This is a genomic window from Curvibacter fontanus, assembly GCF_054780335.1.
Window position 1 is genome coordinate 19,412 of record NZ_BAAGWN010000042.1, and the last position, 14,036, is coordinate 33,447.

General features: G+C 66.6%; 17 protein-coding genes. 12 read left to right on the forward strand and 5 right to left on the reverse strand.

Translation table 11 applies throughout. From position 1 onward, the window contains the following. Nucleotides 1–1,392 (reverse strand): sensor histidine kinase, encoded by a 1,392-nt coding sequence (locus ACYVH8_RS14445; protein WP_460489511.1) that lies wholly within the window; start codon nucleotides 1,390–1,392, stop codon nucleotides 1–3. 1 nt (nucleotide 1,393) lies between these two features. Beyond that, nucleotides 1,394–2,113, reverse strand: a complete 720-nt coding sequence (locus tag ACYVH8_RS14450; protein WP_460489512.1) for a response regulator transcription factor — start codon at nucleotides 2,111–2,113, stop codon at nucleotides 1,394–1,396. Between the two features lie 124 nt (nucleotides 2,114–2,237). Here ACYVH8_RS14450 and ACYVH8_RS14455 point away from each other — a divergent pair, with 124 nt between their 5' ends. From ACYVH8_RS14455 to ACYVH8_RS14465, 3 genes are all read left to right on the forward strand, one after another. Next, nucleotides 2,238–3,212: a Bug family tripartite tricarboxylate transporter substrate binding protein gene (locus ACYVH8_RS14455; RefSeq protein WP_460489513.1), complete on the forward strand. Its 975-nt coding sequence runs from the start codon at nucleotides 2,238–2,240 to the stop codon at nucleotides 3,210–3,212. Between the two features lie 123 nt (nucleotides 3,213–3,335). Next, nucleotides 3,336–3,800, forward strand: a complete 465-nt coding sequence (locus tag ACYVH8_RS14460) for a tripartite tricarboxylate transporter TctB family protein (protein WP_460489514.1) — start codon at nucleotides 3,336–3,338, stop codon at nucleotides 3,798–3,800. Between the two features lie 27 nt (nucleotides 3,801–3,827). Further along, nucleotides 3,828–5,321 (forward strand): tripartite tricarboxylate transporter permease, encoded by a 1,494-nt coding sequence (locus ACYVH8_RS14465; protein ID WP_460489515.1) that lies wholly within the window; start codon nucleotides 3,828–3,830, stop codon nucleotides 5,319–5,321. On the opposite strand, the gene ACYVH8_RS14470 is transcribed toward ACYVH8_RS14465, so the two are convergent. Further along, complete coding sequence (locus tag ACYVH8_RS14470; protein WP_460489516.1) at nucleotides 5,311–5,793, reverse strand: YqaA family protein; 483 nt, start codon at nucleotides 5,791–5,793, stop codon at nucleotides 5,311–5,313. The two genes, ACYVH8_RS14465 and ACYVH8_RS14470, sit on opposite strands and share 11 nt — an antisense overlap. Nucleotides 5,794–6,204: 411 nt before the next feature. Here ACYVH8_RS14470 and dusB point away from each other — a divergent pair, with 411 nt between their 5' ends. The 5 genes from dusB to ACYVH8_RS14495 all read left to right on the forward strand — a co-directional run bounded on the left by dusB (nucleotide 6,205) and on the right by ACYVH8_RS14495 (nucleotide 10,146). Beyond that, complete coding sequence (dusB, locus tag ACYVH8_RS14475) at nucleotides 6,205–7,257, forward strand: tRNA dihydrouridine synthase DusB (RefSeq protein ID WP_460489517.1); 1,053 nt, start codon at nucleotides 6,205–6,207, stop codon at nucleotides 7,255–7,257. Continuing rightward, nucleotides 7,254–7,490, forward strand: a complete 237-nt coding sequence (locus ACYVH8_RS14480) for a Fis family transcriptional regulator (RefSeq protein WP_460489518.1) — start codon at nucleotides 7,254–7,256, stop codon at nucleotides 7,488–7,490. Before dusB ends, ACYVH8_RS14480 begins: the two co-directional genes overlap by 4 nt. Nucleotides 7,491–7,584: 94 nt before the next feature. Further along, a complete protein-coding gene (purH, locus tag ACYVH8_RS14485; protein ID WP_460489519.1) occupies nucleotides 7,585–9,165 on the forward strand; it encodes a bifunctional phosphoribosylaminoimidazolecarboxamide formyltransferase/IMP cyclohydrolase in 1,581 nt (526 codons plus the stop codon). Nucleotides 9,166–9,395: 230 nt separating this feature from the next. Next, nucleotides 9,396–9,638 carry a hypothetical protein gene (locus tag ACYVH8_RS14490; RefSeq protein WP_460489520.1) on the forward strand — a complete coding sequence of 81 codons (243 nt, stop codon included), beginning with the start codon at nucleotides 9,396–9,398 and terminating at the stop codon, nucleotides 9,636–9,638. Next, nucleotides 9,631–10,146: a TA system VapC family ribonuclease toxin gene (locus tag ACYVH8_RS14495; RefSeq protein WP_460489521.1), complete on the forward strand. Its 516-nt coding sequence runs from the start codon at nucleotides 9,631–9,633 to the stop codon at nucleotides 10,144–10,146. Before ACYVH8_RS14490 ends, ACYVH8_RS14495 begins: the two co-directional genes overlap by 8 nt. Before the next feature lie 4 nt (nucleotides 10,147–10,150). Here ACYVH8_RS14495 and hemL read toward each other — a convergent pair whose 3' ends face one another. Both hemL and thiD read right to left on the reverse strand, forming a co-directional pair. Then, entirely contained in the window at nucleotides 10,151–11,461 is a 1,311-nt protein-coding gene (gene hemL, locus ACYVH8_RS14500; protein ID WP_460489522.1) for a glutamate-1-semialdehyde 2,1-aminomutase, read from the reverse strand. Next, nucleotides 11,445–12,365: a bifunctional hydroxymethylpyrimidine kinase/phosphomethylpyrimidine kinase gene (thiD, locus tag ACYVH8_RS14505; protein ID WP_460489523.1), complete on the reverse strand. Its 921-nt coding sequence runs from the start codon at nucleotides 12,363–12,365 to the stop codon at nucleotides 11,445–11,447. The genes hemL and thiD overlap by 17 nt, the downstream gene beginning before the upstream one ends. 135 nt (nucleotides 12,366–12,500) lie before the next feature. Here thiD and ACYVH8_RS14510 point away from each other — a divergent pair, with 135 nt between their 5' ends. The 4 genes from ACYVH8_RS14510 (at nucleotide 12,501) to ACYVH8_RS14525 (ending at nucleotide 14,018) form a co-directional block, all read left to right on the forward strand. Beyond that, a complete protein-coding gene (locus ACYVH8_RS14510; protein WP_174254106.1) occupies nucleotides 12,501–12,653 on the forward strand; it encodes a rubredoxin in 153 nt (50 codons plus the stop codon). A gap of 63 nt (nucleotides 12,654–12,716) precedes the next feature. Next, nucleotides 12,717–13,115 (forward strand): response regulator, encoded by a 399-nt coding sequence (locus tag ACYVH8_RS14515; protein ID WP_174250896.1) that lies wholly within the window; start codon nucleotides 12,717–12,719, stop codon nucleotides 13,113–13,115. Further along, the gene (locus tag ACYVH8_RS14520) at nucleotides 13,115–13,480 is read left to right on the forward strand and encodes a response regulator (protein ID WP_057674732.1); all 366 of its coding nucleotides are present in this window, start codon (nucleotides 13,115–13,117) and stop codon (nucleotides 13,478–13,480) included. The genes ACYVH8_RS14515 and ACYVH8_RS14520 overlap by 1 nt, the downstream gene beginning before the upstream one ends. A 10-nt stretch (nucleotides 13,481–13,490) precedes the next feature. Then, nucleotides 13,491–14,018, forward strand: coding sequence for a chemotaxis protein CheW (locus tag ACYVH8_RS14525; RefSeq protein WP_460489524.1), 528 nt, complete (start codon nucleotides 13,491–13,493; stop codon nucleotides 14,016–14,018). The last annotated feature ends 18 nt before the right edge of the window (nucleotides 14,019–14,036 follow it).

A 14,036-nucleotide genomic window follows, 5' to 3' on the forward strand; every position in this document is an offset into this window, starting at 1 on the left:
TCAAATGGCCGGGTCCTTGCCCCAGGTCAGCCGCACGGCCGTACCCTGATCCGGTGCCTGGGCACTGCGCAGTGTGACCTGCGCGCCATACTGCTGCGCGATTTCCCGCACGATGGCCAGGCCCAGGCCGCTGCCGCGCACCGACGGGGATGCGGCCCGGTAGAAACGTTCGAACACATGGGCTTGATGCTCGGGGGCGATGCCCGGGCCCGTGTCTTCCACCTCCACCCAGGAGGGCCCCACGCGCACGGTGACACGCGTGCCTGCGGGAGTGTGGTGCAAGGCATTGTCGATCAGGTTGCCGAGAGCTTCGTGCAGCAGGGCTTCGGTGCCGGGCGCCTCGCAGCGGTCCACGCTGGTTTCGAAGCCCAGGTCGTCGCCACGCTGCAGTGCGCGCGGCAGGTATTCCTGGATCACCTGCCGTGCCAGGGGCACCAGGTCCACGGACGTTCCGGCGGCGGAGGCATGCATTTCGCCAGCATGTTCGGCGCGGGTCATGGCCAGCAGCTGCTCGGTCAGTCGCACGGCCTCATCGGTCGTTTTGCGCGCCGCAGCCAGTGCCGAACTCTCGCGGTCGGCCAGAGCCAGCTGTGTCTTGAGCACCGTCAGCGGCGTGCGCAGCTGGTGCGCGGCATTGTCCAGAAAGCGTTTGCGGATGTCGATCAGCCGGCCCAGGCGCGCCAGATAGCTGTTGAGCGTTCCCACCAGCGGGCGCAGCTCGCGCGGCAGGTCCGGGGGGTGGATGGGGGAGAGATCGTCGTCACCCCGCTCGGCCAGGCGCTGGCGGAAGTTTTCCAGGGGCCGGATGCCGTGCTGCACACCGGCAATCACGAGCAGTCCCGCCGCCAGCAGCAGCAGGGTCTGGCTGACCAGGGTCTCGCGCAATTGCAACTGCACCATCTGCTGGCGCGTTTCCAGGGTTTCCGCGACGCTGATCTTCAGGATGTGCGGCCGGTCCTGCTCGTCCTCCAGCACATGGGTGAGATGGGCCAGGCGCACGGGGCGGCCCCGGAACTGTCCATCCTCGAACTGCACCAGGGCGTAGTATTTGACGCTGGCCGCCGGTTCGGGGCCGGCAGCTGGCAGGGTGGCTTCCCCTGCCAGCTGCCGGCCGCTGGCGTCGCTGATGCGGTAGTAGAGGCGTGCGCCGGTGTGGTTCTCCAGCAGGTAACCGGCGGCGCGCAGCACGTTGACCTGCAGTGCGCCCTCGCGCCACACCAGCTCCTCGGCCAGGGCCCGGCTGGCCAGGTAGAGGGCCCGGTCGTAGGCCTCATTGCTGGCTTCGATGGCATTGCCGTAGGCCACCCAGGCATTGATGGCGATCAGCCCCGCCAGCGGCGGCAGGATCCAGCTCAGCAGACGGGCGCGCAGTGAGGCGGCGGTGCGCGCCATCTCAGCGGTCCTGGCCGGCCGCCGGCATCAGCATATAGCCCAGGCCGCGGATGGTGTGGATGACCGGCGCCCCGGCCAGACCTGGCGGCACAGGGGCGGACTCCAGCTTTTTGCGCAGGCGGTGGATCAGCACCTCCACGGCCTCCAGTTCCGCGGTTTCGTCGGGAAAAACGGCGCGGTGCAGATCCTCCTTGCTCACGGTCCGCTGCGGGGCTTCCAGCAGTACCCGCAGGGCGGCCGATTCCCGGGGCGTCAGCGCCAGGGTCTGCTCAAACAGGCTGATCTGGCCCGATTGACGGTCCATCTCCAGGGGCCCCAGGCGCAGGTGGGCGTTTTTCGTGCGACCGGGCCGGCGCAGCAGGGCCTGCAGCCGGGCTTCCAGCTCACTCAGGTCAAAGGGCTTGGGCAGGTAGTCGTCCGCGCCCAGGTTCAGGCCCAGCACGCGGTCGGGTACGCTGGCGCGGGCCGTGAGCACCAGCACCGGCACGGGGTCGCCGCGCTCGCGCAGCTTTTGCAGCACGGACAGGCCGTCGAGGCCGGGGAGTTGCAGGTCCAGCAGCACGGCGTCAAAGCCATGCCCGGTCGGCAGTTGCGCCAGGGCCTCGTGCCCATCGCGTGCAAAGCTCACGTTCATACCCGCCTGGCGCAGGGCGGCGCCCAGCCAGAGCGCAAGGTCGGGGGTGTCCTCGACCAGCAGGATGTGGGCGGTGGGCGTGTTCACGGGGGTATCAGGGTATTCACTGAGCCGGATTGACAGCTGTTTGAAAGCCGCGCGCCGGGGCGGGGGCCAGAATTCCTCGGGTCAGGCTTGGGCCTGCGATTTCATTCTTACACAGGAGATGGCGATGCAGATGAACAAACGTGAGTTTCTGGGTCTGGGTGCTGCTGCAGGTGCGGCTCTGGCCTTACCGGTCTGGGCCCAGGGCAAGCCCCTGTTCGATACCCTCAACATGTTCGTGCCGGCTGCGCCCGGCGGTGGCTGGGACGGCACGGCCCGCGCTATTGAACGCGCGGCCAAGGCGGCCGGTCTGGTGGGCAATATGGCCTTCGAGAACGTGGCCGGCGCTGGCGGCATGGTGGGCTTGCCCCGTTACGTGAACCAGCGCAAGGGCCAGGGCAACAGCCTGATGGTCGGTGGTTCGGTGATGGTGGGCGCGGCCATCGCGAACAAGAGCCCGGTCACCATGCGCAACGTGACACCGATCGCGCGCCTGACCGAAGAGGCGGGTGTGGTGGCCGTACCGGCCGGCGGCAAGATCAAGACCTGGAAGGACCTGGAAGCCGCGATCAAGGCCGGCCCCAAGGCTGTTTCGGTGGCTGGCGGCAGCGCCGGCGGCACCGACCATGTGCTGCTGGGCCTCATCATCAAGGCCCTGGGCCGCAACCCCCGCGACGCGGCCTATGTGGCCTTCTCCGGTGGCGGTCCTGCCAATGCGGCCCTGCTGGGCGGGCAGGTGGTGGCGGGAATTTCGGGCTACTCCGAGTTCGAGGAGCAGATCAAGGCCGGTCGACTCGTACCCCTGGCCGTTTCGGGCAACCGCCGCATCCCGGGCGTGGACGTGCCCACCCTGAGCGAGCTGGGCGTGCGGGTCACCGCGGCCAACTGGCGCGGGGTGTTCGCGCCCCCGGGCATCAATGCGGCGCAGCGTGATCTGCTGGTGGACTTCATGAGCAAGGTGCATGCCTCCGAGCCCTGGCGCAAGGAACTGGAGACGCGCAAGTGGACCGATGTGTTCCTGGTCGCCCAGTCTTTCGAGCGCGAGATCGAAGCCAATATCCGTGACACCGAGGAGGTCATGAAGGACCTGGGGCTGGCATGAGCGCCGCCCGGCCGTCCGAAGGCGCTCGCACCGCAATGCGCAGCATGGAGGTTACCCAGTGAGCCCCCGCACGGCCGCTCCGAAGGGGACTCGCGCCGCAGTGCGAAGCACGGGGGCTTCTCTATGACACCGCTGCGCCTGGCTGTCCTGCTGCTCGCCATCGCTGCTGCGGCCGTCTGGCAGGTGACGGTCATTCCCGAGTCCCTGATGCAGATGACGGTCGGGCCGGTGCTGGCCCCGGCCGTGGTGGTGGGGGGGCTGGCTGTGCTGGCCCTGCTCTACGGCGTGAGCGCCTGGCGGGGCCGGCAGGTCGACGTGAGCCACGCGCCCGACCAGGATCCCCTGCCCGGCAGCGGCCGGCGGCTGGCCAGCCTGCTGGGCGGTGGCGTCGTCTTCATGGCCCTGGTGGGGCCCCTGGGTTTTGTGCTGCCGGCCGCGCTCTGCGGCATGGGCGTGGCGCGGGCCTTCGACGCACCGCTGGGCTGGCGTTCTGCGCTGGTCTGCGGTGCCATCGCGACCATTTTCTGGCTGGTGTTTGCCCAGTTGCTGGGCATCGGCCTGGGGCCGGCGCTGCAATGGCCTTTCTGATTTCCTGACCTTGCGAGTGGAGCGAGCATGCAAGCCTTTGACGCCCTGCTGACCGGTTTCGGCAGCGCCCTGCAACCCCTGACCCTGATGTGGGGCTTTGCGGGCTGCCTGATCGGCACCCTGGTGGGGGTCTTGCCGGGCATCAGCCCCGCGCTGACCATCGCCCTGCTGCTGCCCCTGACCTACCAGGTGCCGGCCACCAGCATGTTCGTGATGTTCGCGGGCATCTATTACGGCGCGGCCTATGGAGGCTCGACCACCTCCATCCTGCTCAACACCCCGGGCGAATCGGCCTCGGTGGTGACGGCGCTGGAGGGCAACAAGATGGCGCGGCGCGGGCGCGCGGGCCAGGCCCTGGCCACAGCGGCCATCGGCAGTTTCGTGGCGGGCACCATCGGCACGCTGGCGCTGACCTTCTTCGCCCCCTGGGTGGTGGAGGCGGCCCTGGCCTTCGGCCCGGCGGAATACTTCAGCCTCATGGTGCTGTCGCTGGTGGCCGTGTCTGCGGTGCTGGGCAGCTCCGTGCTGCGCGGCCTGCTGAGCCTGTGCGCCGGCCTGCTCTGCGGCCTGGTGGGCATAGACCTGCAGACCGGTCAGCCGCGCTTCACCTTCGGGCGCGCCGAATTGCTCGACGGGCTGGAGGTGACCGTGGTGGCGGTGGGCCTGTTCGCGGTGGGCGAGGCCCTGTACCTGGCCTGGCAGGGGCGTGAGTCGCGCAGCGGCGAGGTGATGAAGCTCACGGGCAGCCTGCGCCTGAGCCGCGAGGACTGGGCGCGCTCCTGGAAGGCCTGGATCCGCGGCGCGCTCTTCGGTTTCCCCATCGGGGCCATGCCTGCGGGCGGCGCGGAACTGCCCACCATGCTGTCCTACTACACCGAGAAAAAGCTTTCCAAGCACCCCGAGGAGTTTGGCCACGGCGCGATCGAGGGCGTGGCCGGCCCCGAGGCGGCCAACAATGCCGCCGCCGCCGGCGTGCTCATGCCCCTGCTCACGCTGGGCATCCCTACCTCGGCCACGGCGGCCATCATGCTCTCGGCCTTCGAGGGTTATGGCATCCAGACCGGCCCGCAACTCTTCAGCCAGCAGGGCGCCCTGGTGTGGACGCTGATCGCCAGCCTCTACATCGGCAACGTCATCCTGCTGGTGCTCAACCTGCCCCTGGTGCATCTGTGGGTGCGGCTGCTGAAAATCCCGCCGCCCTGGCTGTATGCCGGCATCATCGTGATCTCCACCGCCGGTGTTTACGGTGCGGGCAACTCGGTGTTCAACGTGGGCTTGCTGTTCTTCTTCGGCCTGATCGGTTTTGTCATGCGGCGCTTCGACTTTCCTGCGGCGCCGCTGATCGTCGGCATGATCCTGTCGCCCATGGCCGAGCAGTCCATGCGGCAGGCCCTCACGATCAGCCAGGGCGACTGGTTCACCTTCTTCACGCGGCCGCTGTCGGGCTCGCTGATGGCCGTGGCCATGCTGCTGCTGGTGCTGCCGCCGCTGGTCCGGCGTTACCGGCGCACTAGAAGCTGAAACCGCCCGGAAACAGCCAGAGCAGCGCCGCCGTCAGCGTGAGGTAACGCGCGAACTTGCCGAGGGCCATGTAAAGCAGGCAGGGCCAGAAAGGCAGGCGCAGCCAGCCGGCTACCGCGCACAGCGGATCGCCGATCACCGGCAGCCAGCTCAGCAGACAAGCCCGGGGGCCGATGCGCTCCAGCCAGTCCAGCGCGCGCAGGTGTGTGTCGGAATGACGGTAGGTGTCCACCAGCCGGTGCGAGCCCCAGCCCATGGCCCAGCTGACGGCGCCGCCCAGGGTGTTGCCGGCCGTGGCGACCAGGATGGCGGGCCAGAACAGATCCGGGTTGAGCTTGAGCAGACCGAAGAGGGCCGGCTCCGAGCCCAGGGGCAGCAGGGTGGCCGAAACGAAGGCGATCAGGAACAGCGTGACCAGGCCGTATTGGGGCAGGGCCAATAGCTCCAGCAGATGGCTAAACCAGGCTTCCATAGCTAGGGCCTGTTCACACTCATTTCGCAAGTGCGAACGTGATTAAAACCGCGCCAATCTAGGCGTGCGACGACGCCCAGGCAGGTGGCCTGGGCTAGGAGTGCAACAACGAGTGGCGCGGTTTTAATCACGTTCCCTCCGGGTTACGGCCAAAAGGGCCATGCGGGGTGTTGCGCGGACTTGCCGGGGCCCAAGCCCGGCGGCGTCCACACGCCTACCGCATACCCCTTTTGATCCGCAACGCATCTTGCGAAATGAGTGTGAGCAGGCCCTGGCAGTATAGGCAGGCTCCGGCACACGATGCAGTCTGATTTCAATTGCTGAAATTTTGTGCAGCTAAAATACGCGGCCCGGCTGCTGCCAGTTCTGACGGCGGCATTTTTCATTGGTCTATCTTTCCTCCACAACCGCATGCACATCGGCTCCTTCGAACTGCCGAACACCCTGTTCGTGGCCCCGATGGCGGGCGTGACGGACCGGCCCTTCCGCAGCCTGTGCAAGGCGCTGGGGGCGGGGTACGCGGTCAGCGAGATGGTGACTTCGCGCAAGGACCTCTGGAACACCCTCAAGACCTCGCGCCGCGCCAACCACGAGGGCGAGGCCGGGCCCATCGCGGTGCAGATCGCGGGCACCGACGCGGCCATGATGGCCGGGGCCGCCGCCTACAACATCGAACGCGGTGCCCAGATCATCGACATCAATATGGGCTGCCCGGCCAAGAAGGTCTGCAACAAATGGGCCGGTTCGGCCCTGATGCAGGACGAGACGCTGGCGCTGAAGATCGTCGAGGCGGTGGTGGCCGCCTGCGCGCCCCGCAACGTGCCCGTGACGCTGAAGATGCGCACGGGCTGGTGCCAGACCGAAAAGAATGCGTTGACCATCGCGCGTGCCGCCGAAAGCGCCGGCGTGCAGATGGTCACGGTGCACGGCCGCACGCGCGAGCAGGGCTACAAGGGCGTGGCCGAATACGACACCATCGCCGCCGTCAAGGCCGCGCTGCGCATTCCCGTGGTGGCCAACGGCGACATCACCTCGCCCGAGAAGGCGCAGGCCGTGCTTCGCGCGACCGGCGCCGACGCGTTGATGATCGGCCGCGCCGCCCAGGGGCGACCCTGGATCTTTCGCGAGATCGGCCACTACCTGGCCACGGGCGAATACCTGGCGCCGCCGCTGGTGGTCGAAGTCCGGCGCCTGCTGCTGGAGCACCTGGCAGAGCACTACGCGCTCTACGGCGAATACACCGGCGTGCGCAGCGCGCGCAAGCATATCGGCTGGTATGTCAAGGCCTTGCCGGGCGGTGAGGCTTTCCGCGCCCGCATGAACACGCTGGAAGACAGCCAGGCCCAGGTGCTGGCCGTGGCGGAATTTTTTGATGGACTGGGCGCCCACATGGACCGCATGCCCGTGGCCGTGGCGGACGCCTCTGAAGACAGGGACGAAGCGCAGATGGAGCTGGCCGCATGAGCAAAAAACAGATCGAAGAATGCGTGCGTACGAGCCTGGAAGCTTATTTCAAGGATTTGCGCGGCACCGAACCCGACGGCATGTACGACATGCTGGTACGCATCGTCGAGAAGCCCTTGCTGGAAGTGGTGATGCAGCAGGCCGAGCACAACCAGTCGCGCGCCGCGCTCTGGCTGGGCCTGAACCGCAACACCCTGCGCAAGAAGCTGGTCGAACACAAGCTCCTGAAATGAGGTTCGGCGTCGGGCGTTCAGTGTCGAGCGTGAACACCCTCCCCGCCCCGTCCCTCGCTCAACCCTCAACGCCAAACGCTCAACCTCCCCTCCCATGAACGCACTCCTTTCCGTCTCCGACAAGACCGGCATCGTCGAATTCGCCCAGGCCCTGCACGCTCTGGGCATCAAGCTCATTTCCACCGGCGGCACCGCCAGGCTGCTCGCCGACAAGGGACTGCCCGTGACCGAGGTGGCCGAAGTCACGGCCTTCCCCGAGATGCTGGACGGCCGCGTCAAGACCCTGCACCCCAAGGTGCATGGCGGCTTGCTGGCGCGGCGCGACGTGCCCGAGCACATGGCCGCGCTCAAGGCGCACAACATCGACACCATCGACCTGCTCGTGGTCAATCTCTACCCCTTCGAGGCCGCCGTGGCCCAACCCGGCTGCACGCTGGAAGACGCCATCGAGAACATCGACATCGGCGGCCCGGCCATGGTGCGCAGCGCGGCCAAGAACTGGAAGGACGTGGGCGTGCTGACCGACGCCTCGCAGTACCCGACCGTGCTCGACGAGCTGAAGAAAAACGGCGAGCTCTCGGACAAGCTGCGCTTCGCGCTGTCCGTGGCGGCCTTCAACCGCATCGCCAACTACGACGCGGCCATCAGCAACTACCTGTCGGCCATCAACGAGGACGGCACACACGCTGCCTTCTCGGGCCAGTCCAACAGCAACTTCATCAAGCTGCAGGACCTGCGTTACGGCGAGAACCCGCACCAGTCCGCGGCCTTCTATCGTGATCTCTACCCGGCCCCCGGTTCCCTGGTCTCGGCCCAACAGCTGCAGGGCAAGGAGCTGAGCTACAACAACATCGCCGACGCCGACGCAGCCTGGGAATGCGTGAAGACCTTCGAGACGCCGGCCTGCGTGATCGTCAAGCACGCCAACCCCTGCGGCGTGGCCTTGGGGCTTGGACCGCTCGAGGCCTACAGCAAGGCCTTCCAGACCGACCCGACGTCGGCCTTCGGCGGCATCATCGCCTTCAACCGCCCGGTGGACCTGGCGGCCGCGCAGGCCGTGAGCAAGCAGTTTGTCGAGGTGCTGATGGCGCCGGCCTACACACCCGAGGCACTGGCGCTGTTCAAGGCCAAGGCCAATGTGCGCGTGTTGCAGATCTCGCTCGAGGGTGTGAAGCGCGACGGCAAGACAGCCTGGGAGCGCGGCCTGAACTCGCACGACGTGAAGCGCGTGGGCTCGGGCCTGCTGATCCAGACCGCTGACACCCATGAGCTGCAGCGCGGCGACCTCCAGGTGGTGACGAAAAAGGCGCCGACCGAGCAAGAGCTCGAAGACCTGCTCTTCGCCTGGAAGGTGGCCAAGTTCGTCAAGAGCAATGCCATCGTTTTCTGCAAGGACGGCATGACCATGGGCGTGGGCGCGGGCCAGATGAGCCGCCTGGACTCGGCGCGCATCGCCAGCATCAAGGCCCAGCACGCCCAGCTCTCGCTGCAGGGCACGGTGGTGGCCAGCGACGCCTTCTTCCCCTTCCGCGATGGCCTGGATGTGGTGGTGGACGCTGGCGCGAGCTGCGTGATCCAGCCCGGCGGCTCCATGCGCGACCAGGAAGTCATAGCCGCAGCGGACGAGCGCGGTGTCGCGATGGTCTTTAGCGGCGTGCGCCACTTCCGCCACTGATCTGCGCCTTCACCCTCACCCCTCTGGGGAGAGGGCTGGGGTGAGGGGCAAGCGCAAGCGCAAGCGGCTCTGACGCTCTTCCATTGCCGAACTCGCTGCCTCGCCTTGTGCCCCCTGTTTCACGCCGCCCGCCTTGGGCGAGGTGGTGGCGTGAAATTTCAAAGATCAGGCAAGGTGCTGGCGGAATACAGTCACTTGATTGGTGCGCGCCTTTATGCAAAAATGCATTTATGCGTACCTCGCTCGACCTGCCCGACTCCCTGTTTCGCCACCTCAAGGCCCGCGCGGCCCTGGAAGGGCGGACGCTGCGTGAGCTGGTGATTTCGTTGGTCGAGCGCGGATTGGCCGCGCCACCGCTGGACAAACGCAGTAGCGCGAAGAATGACTTGCCCAGCATCTCGCTGGGCGCGCCCATGGCGCTGAGCGCCAGGCAACTGAGCAACGCGGCTTTGGCCGAGCGGCTGGATGACTGAGGCGGGCCGCCCCGGCGCGAGCTGGCGCGTCAGCGAGCCGCCGGCGCCCGGCTGGATACTCGCCTCGGGCGATCTGCCCGACATCAATGTTTGGTTGGCGCTGGCCGTGCGCGAACACCCGTTTCACGCGGCCGCGCGCGCCTACTGGCAGGAGGCGCGGGCGCAGGACACGCGCCTGTGGTTCTGCCGTACCACCATGCTGGGGCTGGTGCGCTTGCTGTGTCAACCCAAGGTGGTGGGCAAGGGGGCGCTGGCCTTACCCCAGGCTTTGCGGTTGTACCGCCAGTGGAGCGAGGTGCCCGACATCGGTCTGCTGCCCGAGCCGCCCGATGCCGACAAGCTGCTGGATCGCTTTGCCGCCACCACCAAGCCGCCGCTGCCGGCCCGGCTGTGGACCGACGCCTGGCTGGCCGCCACGGCCGAGGCGGCCGGTCTGCGGTTGGTGACGTTCGACGCCGACTTTGCCCGCTTCGGTCTGACGCGCCACCTGCTGCTGAAAAAACGCTGACGACTCAGCCGCGCAGTGCCTTGAACACGTGCTGCGCCGCCGCGATGGTGACTTCGAGGTCTTCCGCGCTGTGCGCGGCGCTCACGAAGCCGGCTTCGTACAAGGCCGGCGCGATATAGATGCCACGGTCCAGCAGGCCGTGGAACAACTGGTTGAACCTGGCGCCCTCGGTTTTCATGACCGTGGCGTAGTTCTGCGGCAGTTGCGGCAGCAGGAAGAAGCCGAACATGCCGCCTTCGCAGTCGGCACTGAAAGCCACGCCTTCGGTGGCGGAGGCTTTCTTCAAGCCGTCCATCAGCGTGCGCGTCTTGGCCGACAGCGCGTCGAAGAAACCGGGCTTGGCGATCTCGCGCAGCGTGGCCAGGCCGCAGGCCGTGGCGACCGGGTTGCCCGAGAGCGTGCCGGCCTGGTAGACCGGGCCCAGCGGGGCCATCTGTTCCATGAGCGCGCGCGGCCCGCCGAAGGCCGCCAGCGGCATGCCGCCGCCGATGACCTTGCCCAGTACGGTGATGTCGGGCTGGAAGCCCGGGATGGCCTGGGCATAGACACTCTGCGCGCTGCCCAGGGCCACGCGAAAACCCGTCATGACCTCGTCGAACACCAGCAGGGCGCCGTACTGTGTGCAGAGTTCACGGCAGCGCTGCATGAAGGGCGCCGAGGCGCGCACGAAGTTCATGTTGCCGGCGATCGGTTCGATCATCAGGCAGGCGAGTTCCTTGCCGTGCAGGGCGAAGGCTTCTTCCAGCTGCTGCACATTGTTGTACTCGAGCACCAGGGTGTGCTGCACCACCTCGGCCGGCACGCCGGCGCTGGTGGGGTTGCCGAAAGTGGCCAGGCCCGAGCCGGCCTTGACCAGCAGGGCGTCGGCGTGGCCGTGGTAGCAGCCCTCGAACTTGATGATCTTGCTGCGCCCGGTGGCGCCGCGCGCCAGGCGGATGGCGCTCATGCCGGCCTCGGTGCCCGAGCTGACCAGACGCACCATCTCCATGGAGGGCACGTGCTTCAGGATTTCCTCGGCGAGTTCGATCTCGCGCTCGGTCGGGGCGCCGAAGGAGAAGCCCTCGGTCACGGCCTGCTGCACGGCCTCGACCACGGCAGGGTGGCCGTGGCCCAGGATCATGGGGCCCCAGGAACCGATGTAGTCGATGTAGCGCTTGCCGTTGGCGTCCCAGAAATAAGCGCCCTGGGCGCGCTGCACGAAGCGCGGCGTGCCGCCGACGGCGCGAAAGGCGCGCACGGGCGAGTTCACGCCACCGGGGATGACGCGCCTGGCGCGCTCGAACAGGGTTTCGTTGCGGTCAGTGCTGGGTGTCATGGGGGGGTAGATCCAATGGGGAGGCCGGGCCCGGCAGCCCGTCGTCGGCATCATCGCTGTCGTCGAGGTCGGCCTGGGCCCAGAACAGGCGGTCGGGGATCACGTTGCCCATGCCGGGGCGAAAGCCGCCGTCCAGGCAGTGGTCCAGGTAAGCCAGAGCCTCAGCGAAGGCTTCGGTCAGGTCGCAGCCGCTGGCAATCAGTGCGCTCAGCGTGGCCGTCAGGGTGTCGCCGGCGCCTGAGAAAACGGCTTCAAAGCGCTCGAACTTCTCGCTGGCCAGCACGGTTTGCGGTGAGGCCAGCACATTGTCGATGTGCTGTTCGGGGGCGGGAATGCCGGTAACCAGGGTGTAGGGCACGCCGTATTCGCCGGCGGCACGGGCGATGTCGCGCGCCGTCGGGCTGCGCTCGCCGTCCCAGTCGGGCAGCAGCCAGCGCCACAGGGTGCTGTGGTTTCCGACCAACACTGTCGTCTGGGGTAAAACCAGCTCCTGGAAGGCGTCCAGGTAGAGGTCGATCTGCACCTCGTTCCACCAGGACAGGTCGGGCATGTAGGCGATCAGCGGGATGTCCGGGTAGTCGGTGGCGATCTCGGCGATGGCGCTGAGGTTCTCGGGCGTGCCGGCGAAACCGACCTTGATGGCCTGCACGGTCACGTCCTCGAGCAGGCCGCGCGCCTGCTCGGTCACCACCTCCTCGTCGAAGGGGAAATGGTCGAAGGTCTCCGCCGTGTCGCGGGCGTAGGCACCGGTGATCACGGGCAGCGCATGGGCGCCGGCCGAGGCGATCGCGGATACGTCGCCGGAGAGGCCGCCCGCACCGCTGGGGTCGTTGGCATTGAACACCAGCACACACGGCGGCAGGCTCGGGTCGTGCTCGTTTTCCTCGGGGACTGGGGTTTGCATGGGCTGGCCTGTGATGGGCATCAGGCAGAATACGGCAAGTCGTTGCGCGAAAGCCGTTCGAGAGTGGTTTTCACTTTGTACAATATTGCATTCTATTCGAAGGTCCCGTAAGCTGTGAGTGATAAGAAAACCTGGATGTGTCTGATTTGTGGCTGGATCTATGACGAGGCGGCCGGCGATCCGGAGCATGGCATAGCGCCGGGTACCGTCTGGGCCGATGTGCCCATGAACTGGACCTGTCCTGAGTGCGGTGCGCGCAAGGAGGATTTCGAAATGGTTCAGATCTGAGGCTGTGTCTGGAAGAGGGTGACCGTCATCGCTTCAGTCAGCCGTAATCAGGAGTAGCGCTCAGTGAGCACGCAAGAATCGCCCCTCAAGGTCCTCGTGATCGATGACAGCAACACGATCCGCCGCAGCGCCGAGATCTTTCTCAAGCAGGGTGGCCACGAAGTGATGCTGGCCGAAGATGGCTTCGATGCCCTGGCCAAGGTCAACGATTACCAGCCCAACCTGATTTTTTGCGACATCCTGATGCCTCGCCTCGATGGTTACCAGACCTGCGCCATCATCAAGCGCAACGCCAAGTTCACCTCGGTGCCGGTGGTCATGCTCTCGTCCAAGGACGGTGTGTTTGACAAGGCGCGTGGCCGCATGGTCGGGGCGCAGGACTACCTGACCAAGCCGTTTACCAAAGACCAACTGTTGCAGGCCGTACAGCAGTTTGGCATAGTCTCGCAAGGAGTGAATTGATGCCGATACGCAAAGTTTTGATCGTGGACGATTCCAAGACGGAATTGATGTTTCTGACGGATTTGCTCCAGAAAAACGGCATGGCCGTGAAGACGGCCGAGGATGCCGACGACGCGTTCCGCCGCCTGGCCGAAGACAAGCCCGACCTGATCCTCATGGACGTGGTCATGCCGGGGCAGAACGGCTTCCAGCTCACGCGCGCCATCAACCGCACGCCCGAATACGCCGAGATTCCGATCATCATCTGCACCAGCAAGAACCTGGAGACCGACCGCGTCTGGGGCATGCGCCAGGGCGCGCGGGATTATGTGACCAAGCCGGTGGACGAGGCCGAATTGCTGGGCAAGATCAAGGCACTGGGCTGATTCACGACCCATGGCCAATCGCGAAGCTCTCAGAGACCTGCAGTCACGACTTGCTAGCCGATTGCAAGCGGCCAAGGCCGAGGGTCTCTCCATTTCGTGGCTGGCGGTGCGCGCGGGGGGGCAGGACTACCTGCTGCCTCTGGCCCAGTCGGGCGAGATTTTTCCGCTGCCGACGGTGCAGGCGGTGCCCTATTCGCAGTCCTGGTTTCTGGGGGTCGTCAATCTGCGGGGCGGCCTGTACGGGGTGGTGGACCTGGCAGCTTTCATCGCCGGCCAGGCGCCGGCGCGGTCCGAGCAGTACTGGACCGAGGCCAGTGTCGTCACCCTCAATGCCGCCCTGGAGATCAACTGCTCCCTGCTGATCGATTCTCTGGCGGGTTTGCGCCATGTCGGGGCGTTCTCGGGCTCCGAGCCGCCGCCGGAAGACGCACCCCCCTATTTCGGCAATCGTTATGTCGATGTCGACGGCAGCCGCTGGCAGGAAATCAATCTGCAGCAGCTCTCGCAAATGGCCGAGTTTCTGAGCATCAGTGCCTAAGTCAATTTCTAAGGTTGC

What these genes read in the sequence shown, in the direction of transcription:
- ACYVH8_RS14465 (WP_460489515.1), top strand. Translation starts at nt 3,828, where the DNA reads ATGCAAGCCTTTGACGCCCTGCTGACCGGTTTCGGCAGCGCCCTGCAA.
- ACYVH8_RS14495 (WP_460489521.1), top strand. Translation starts at nt 9,631, where the DNA reads ATGACTGAGGCGGGCCGCCCCGGCGCGAGCTGGCGCGTCAGCGAGCCG.
- ACYVH8_RS14520 (WP_057674732.1), top strand. Translation starts at nt 13,115, where the DNA reads ATGCCGATACGCAAAGTTTTGATCGTGGACGATTCCAAGACGGAATTG.
- hemL (WP_460489522.1), bottom strand. Translation starts at nt 11,461, where the DNA reads ATGACACCCAGCACTGACCGCAACGAAACCCTGTTCGAGCGCGCCAGG.
- ACYVH8_RS14445 (WP_460489511.1), bottom strand. Translation starts at nt 1,392, where the DNA reads ATGGCGCGCACCGCCGCCTCACTGCGCGCCCGTCTGCTGAGCTGGATC.
- purH (WP_460489519.1), top strand. Translation starts at nt 7,585, where the DNA reads ATGAACGCACTCCTTTCCGTCTCCGACAAGACCGGCATCGTCGAATTC.
- ACYVH8_RS14455 (WP_460489513.1), top strand. Translation starts at nt 2,238, where the DNA reads ATGCAGATGAACAAACGTGAGTTTCTGGGTCTGGGTGCTGCTGCAGGT.
- ACYVH8_RS14480 (WP_460489518.1), top strand. Translation starts at nt 7,254, where the DNA reads ATGAGCAAAAAACAGATCGAAGAATGCGTGCGTACGAGCCTGGAAGCT.
- ACYVH8_RS14490 (WP_460489520.1), top strand. Translation starts at nt 9,396, where the DNA reads ATGCGTACCTCGCTCGACCTGCCCGACTCCCTGTTTCGCCACCTCAAG.
- ACYVH8_RS14510 (WP_174254106.1), top strand. Translation starts at nt 12,501, where the DNA reads ATGTGTCTGATTTGTGGCTGGATCTATGACGAGGCGGCCGGCGATCCG.
- ACYVH8_RS14525 (WP_460489524.1), top strand. Translation starts at nt 13,491, where the DNA reads ATGGCCAATCGCGAAGCTCTCAGAGACCTGCAGTCACGACTTGCTAGC.
- dusB (WP_460489517.1), top strand. Translation starts at nt 6,205, where the DNA reads ATGCACATCGGCTCCTTCGAACTGCCGAACACCCTGTTCGTGGCCCCG.
- thiD (WP_460489523.1), bottom strand. Translation starts at nt 12,365, where the DNA reads ATGCAAACCCCAGTCCCCGAGGAAAACGAGCACGACCCGAGCCTGCCG.
- ACYVH8_RS14460 (WP_460489514.1), top strand. Translation starts at nt 3,336, where the DNA reads ATGACACCGCTGCGCCTGGCTGTCCTGCTGCTCGCCATCGCTGCTGCG.
- ACYVH8_RS14470 (WP_460489516.1), bottom strand. Translation starts at nt 5,793, where the DNA reads ATGGAAGCCTGGTTTAGCCATCTGCTGGAGCTATTGGCCCTGCCCCAA.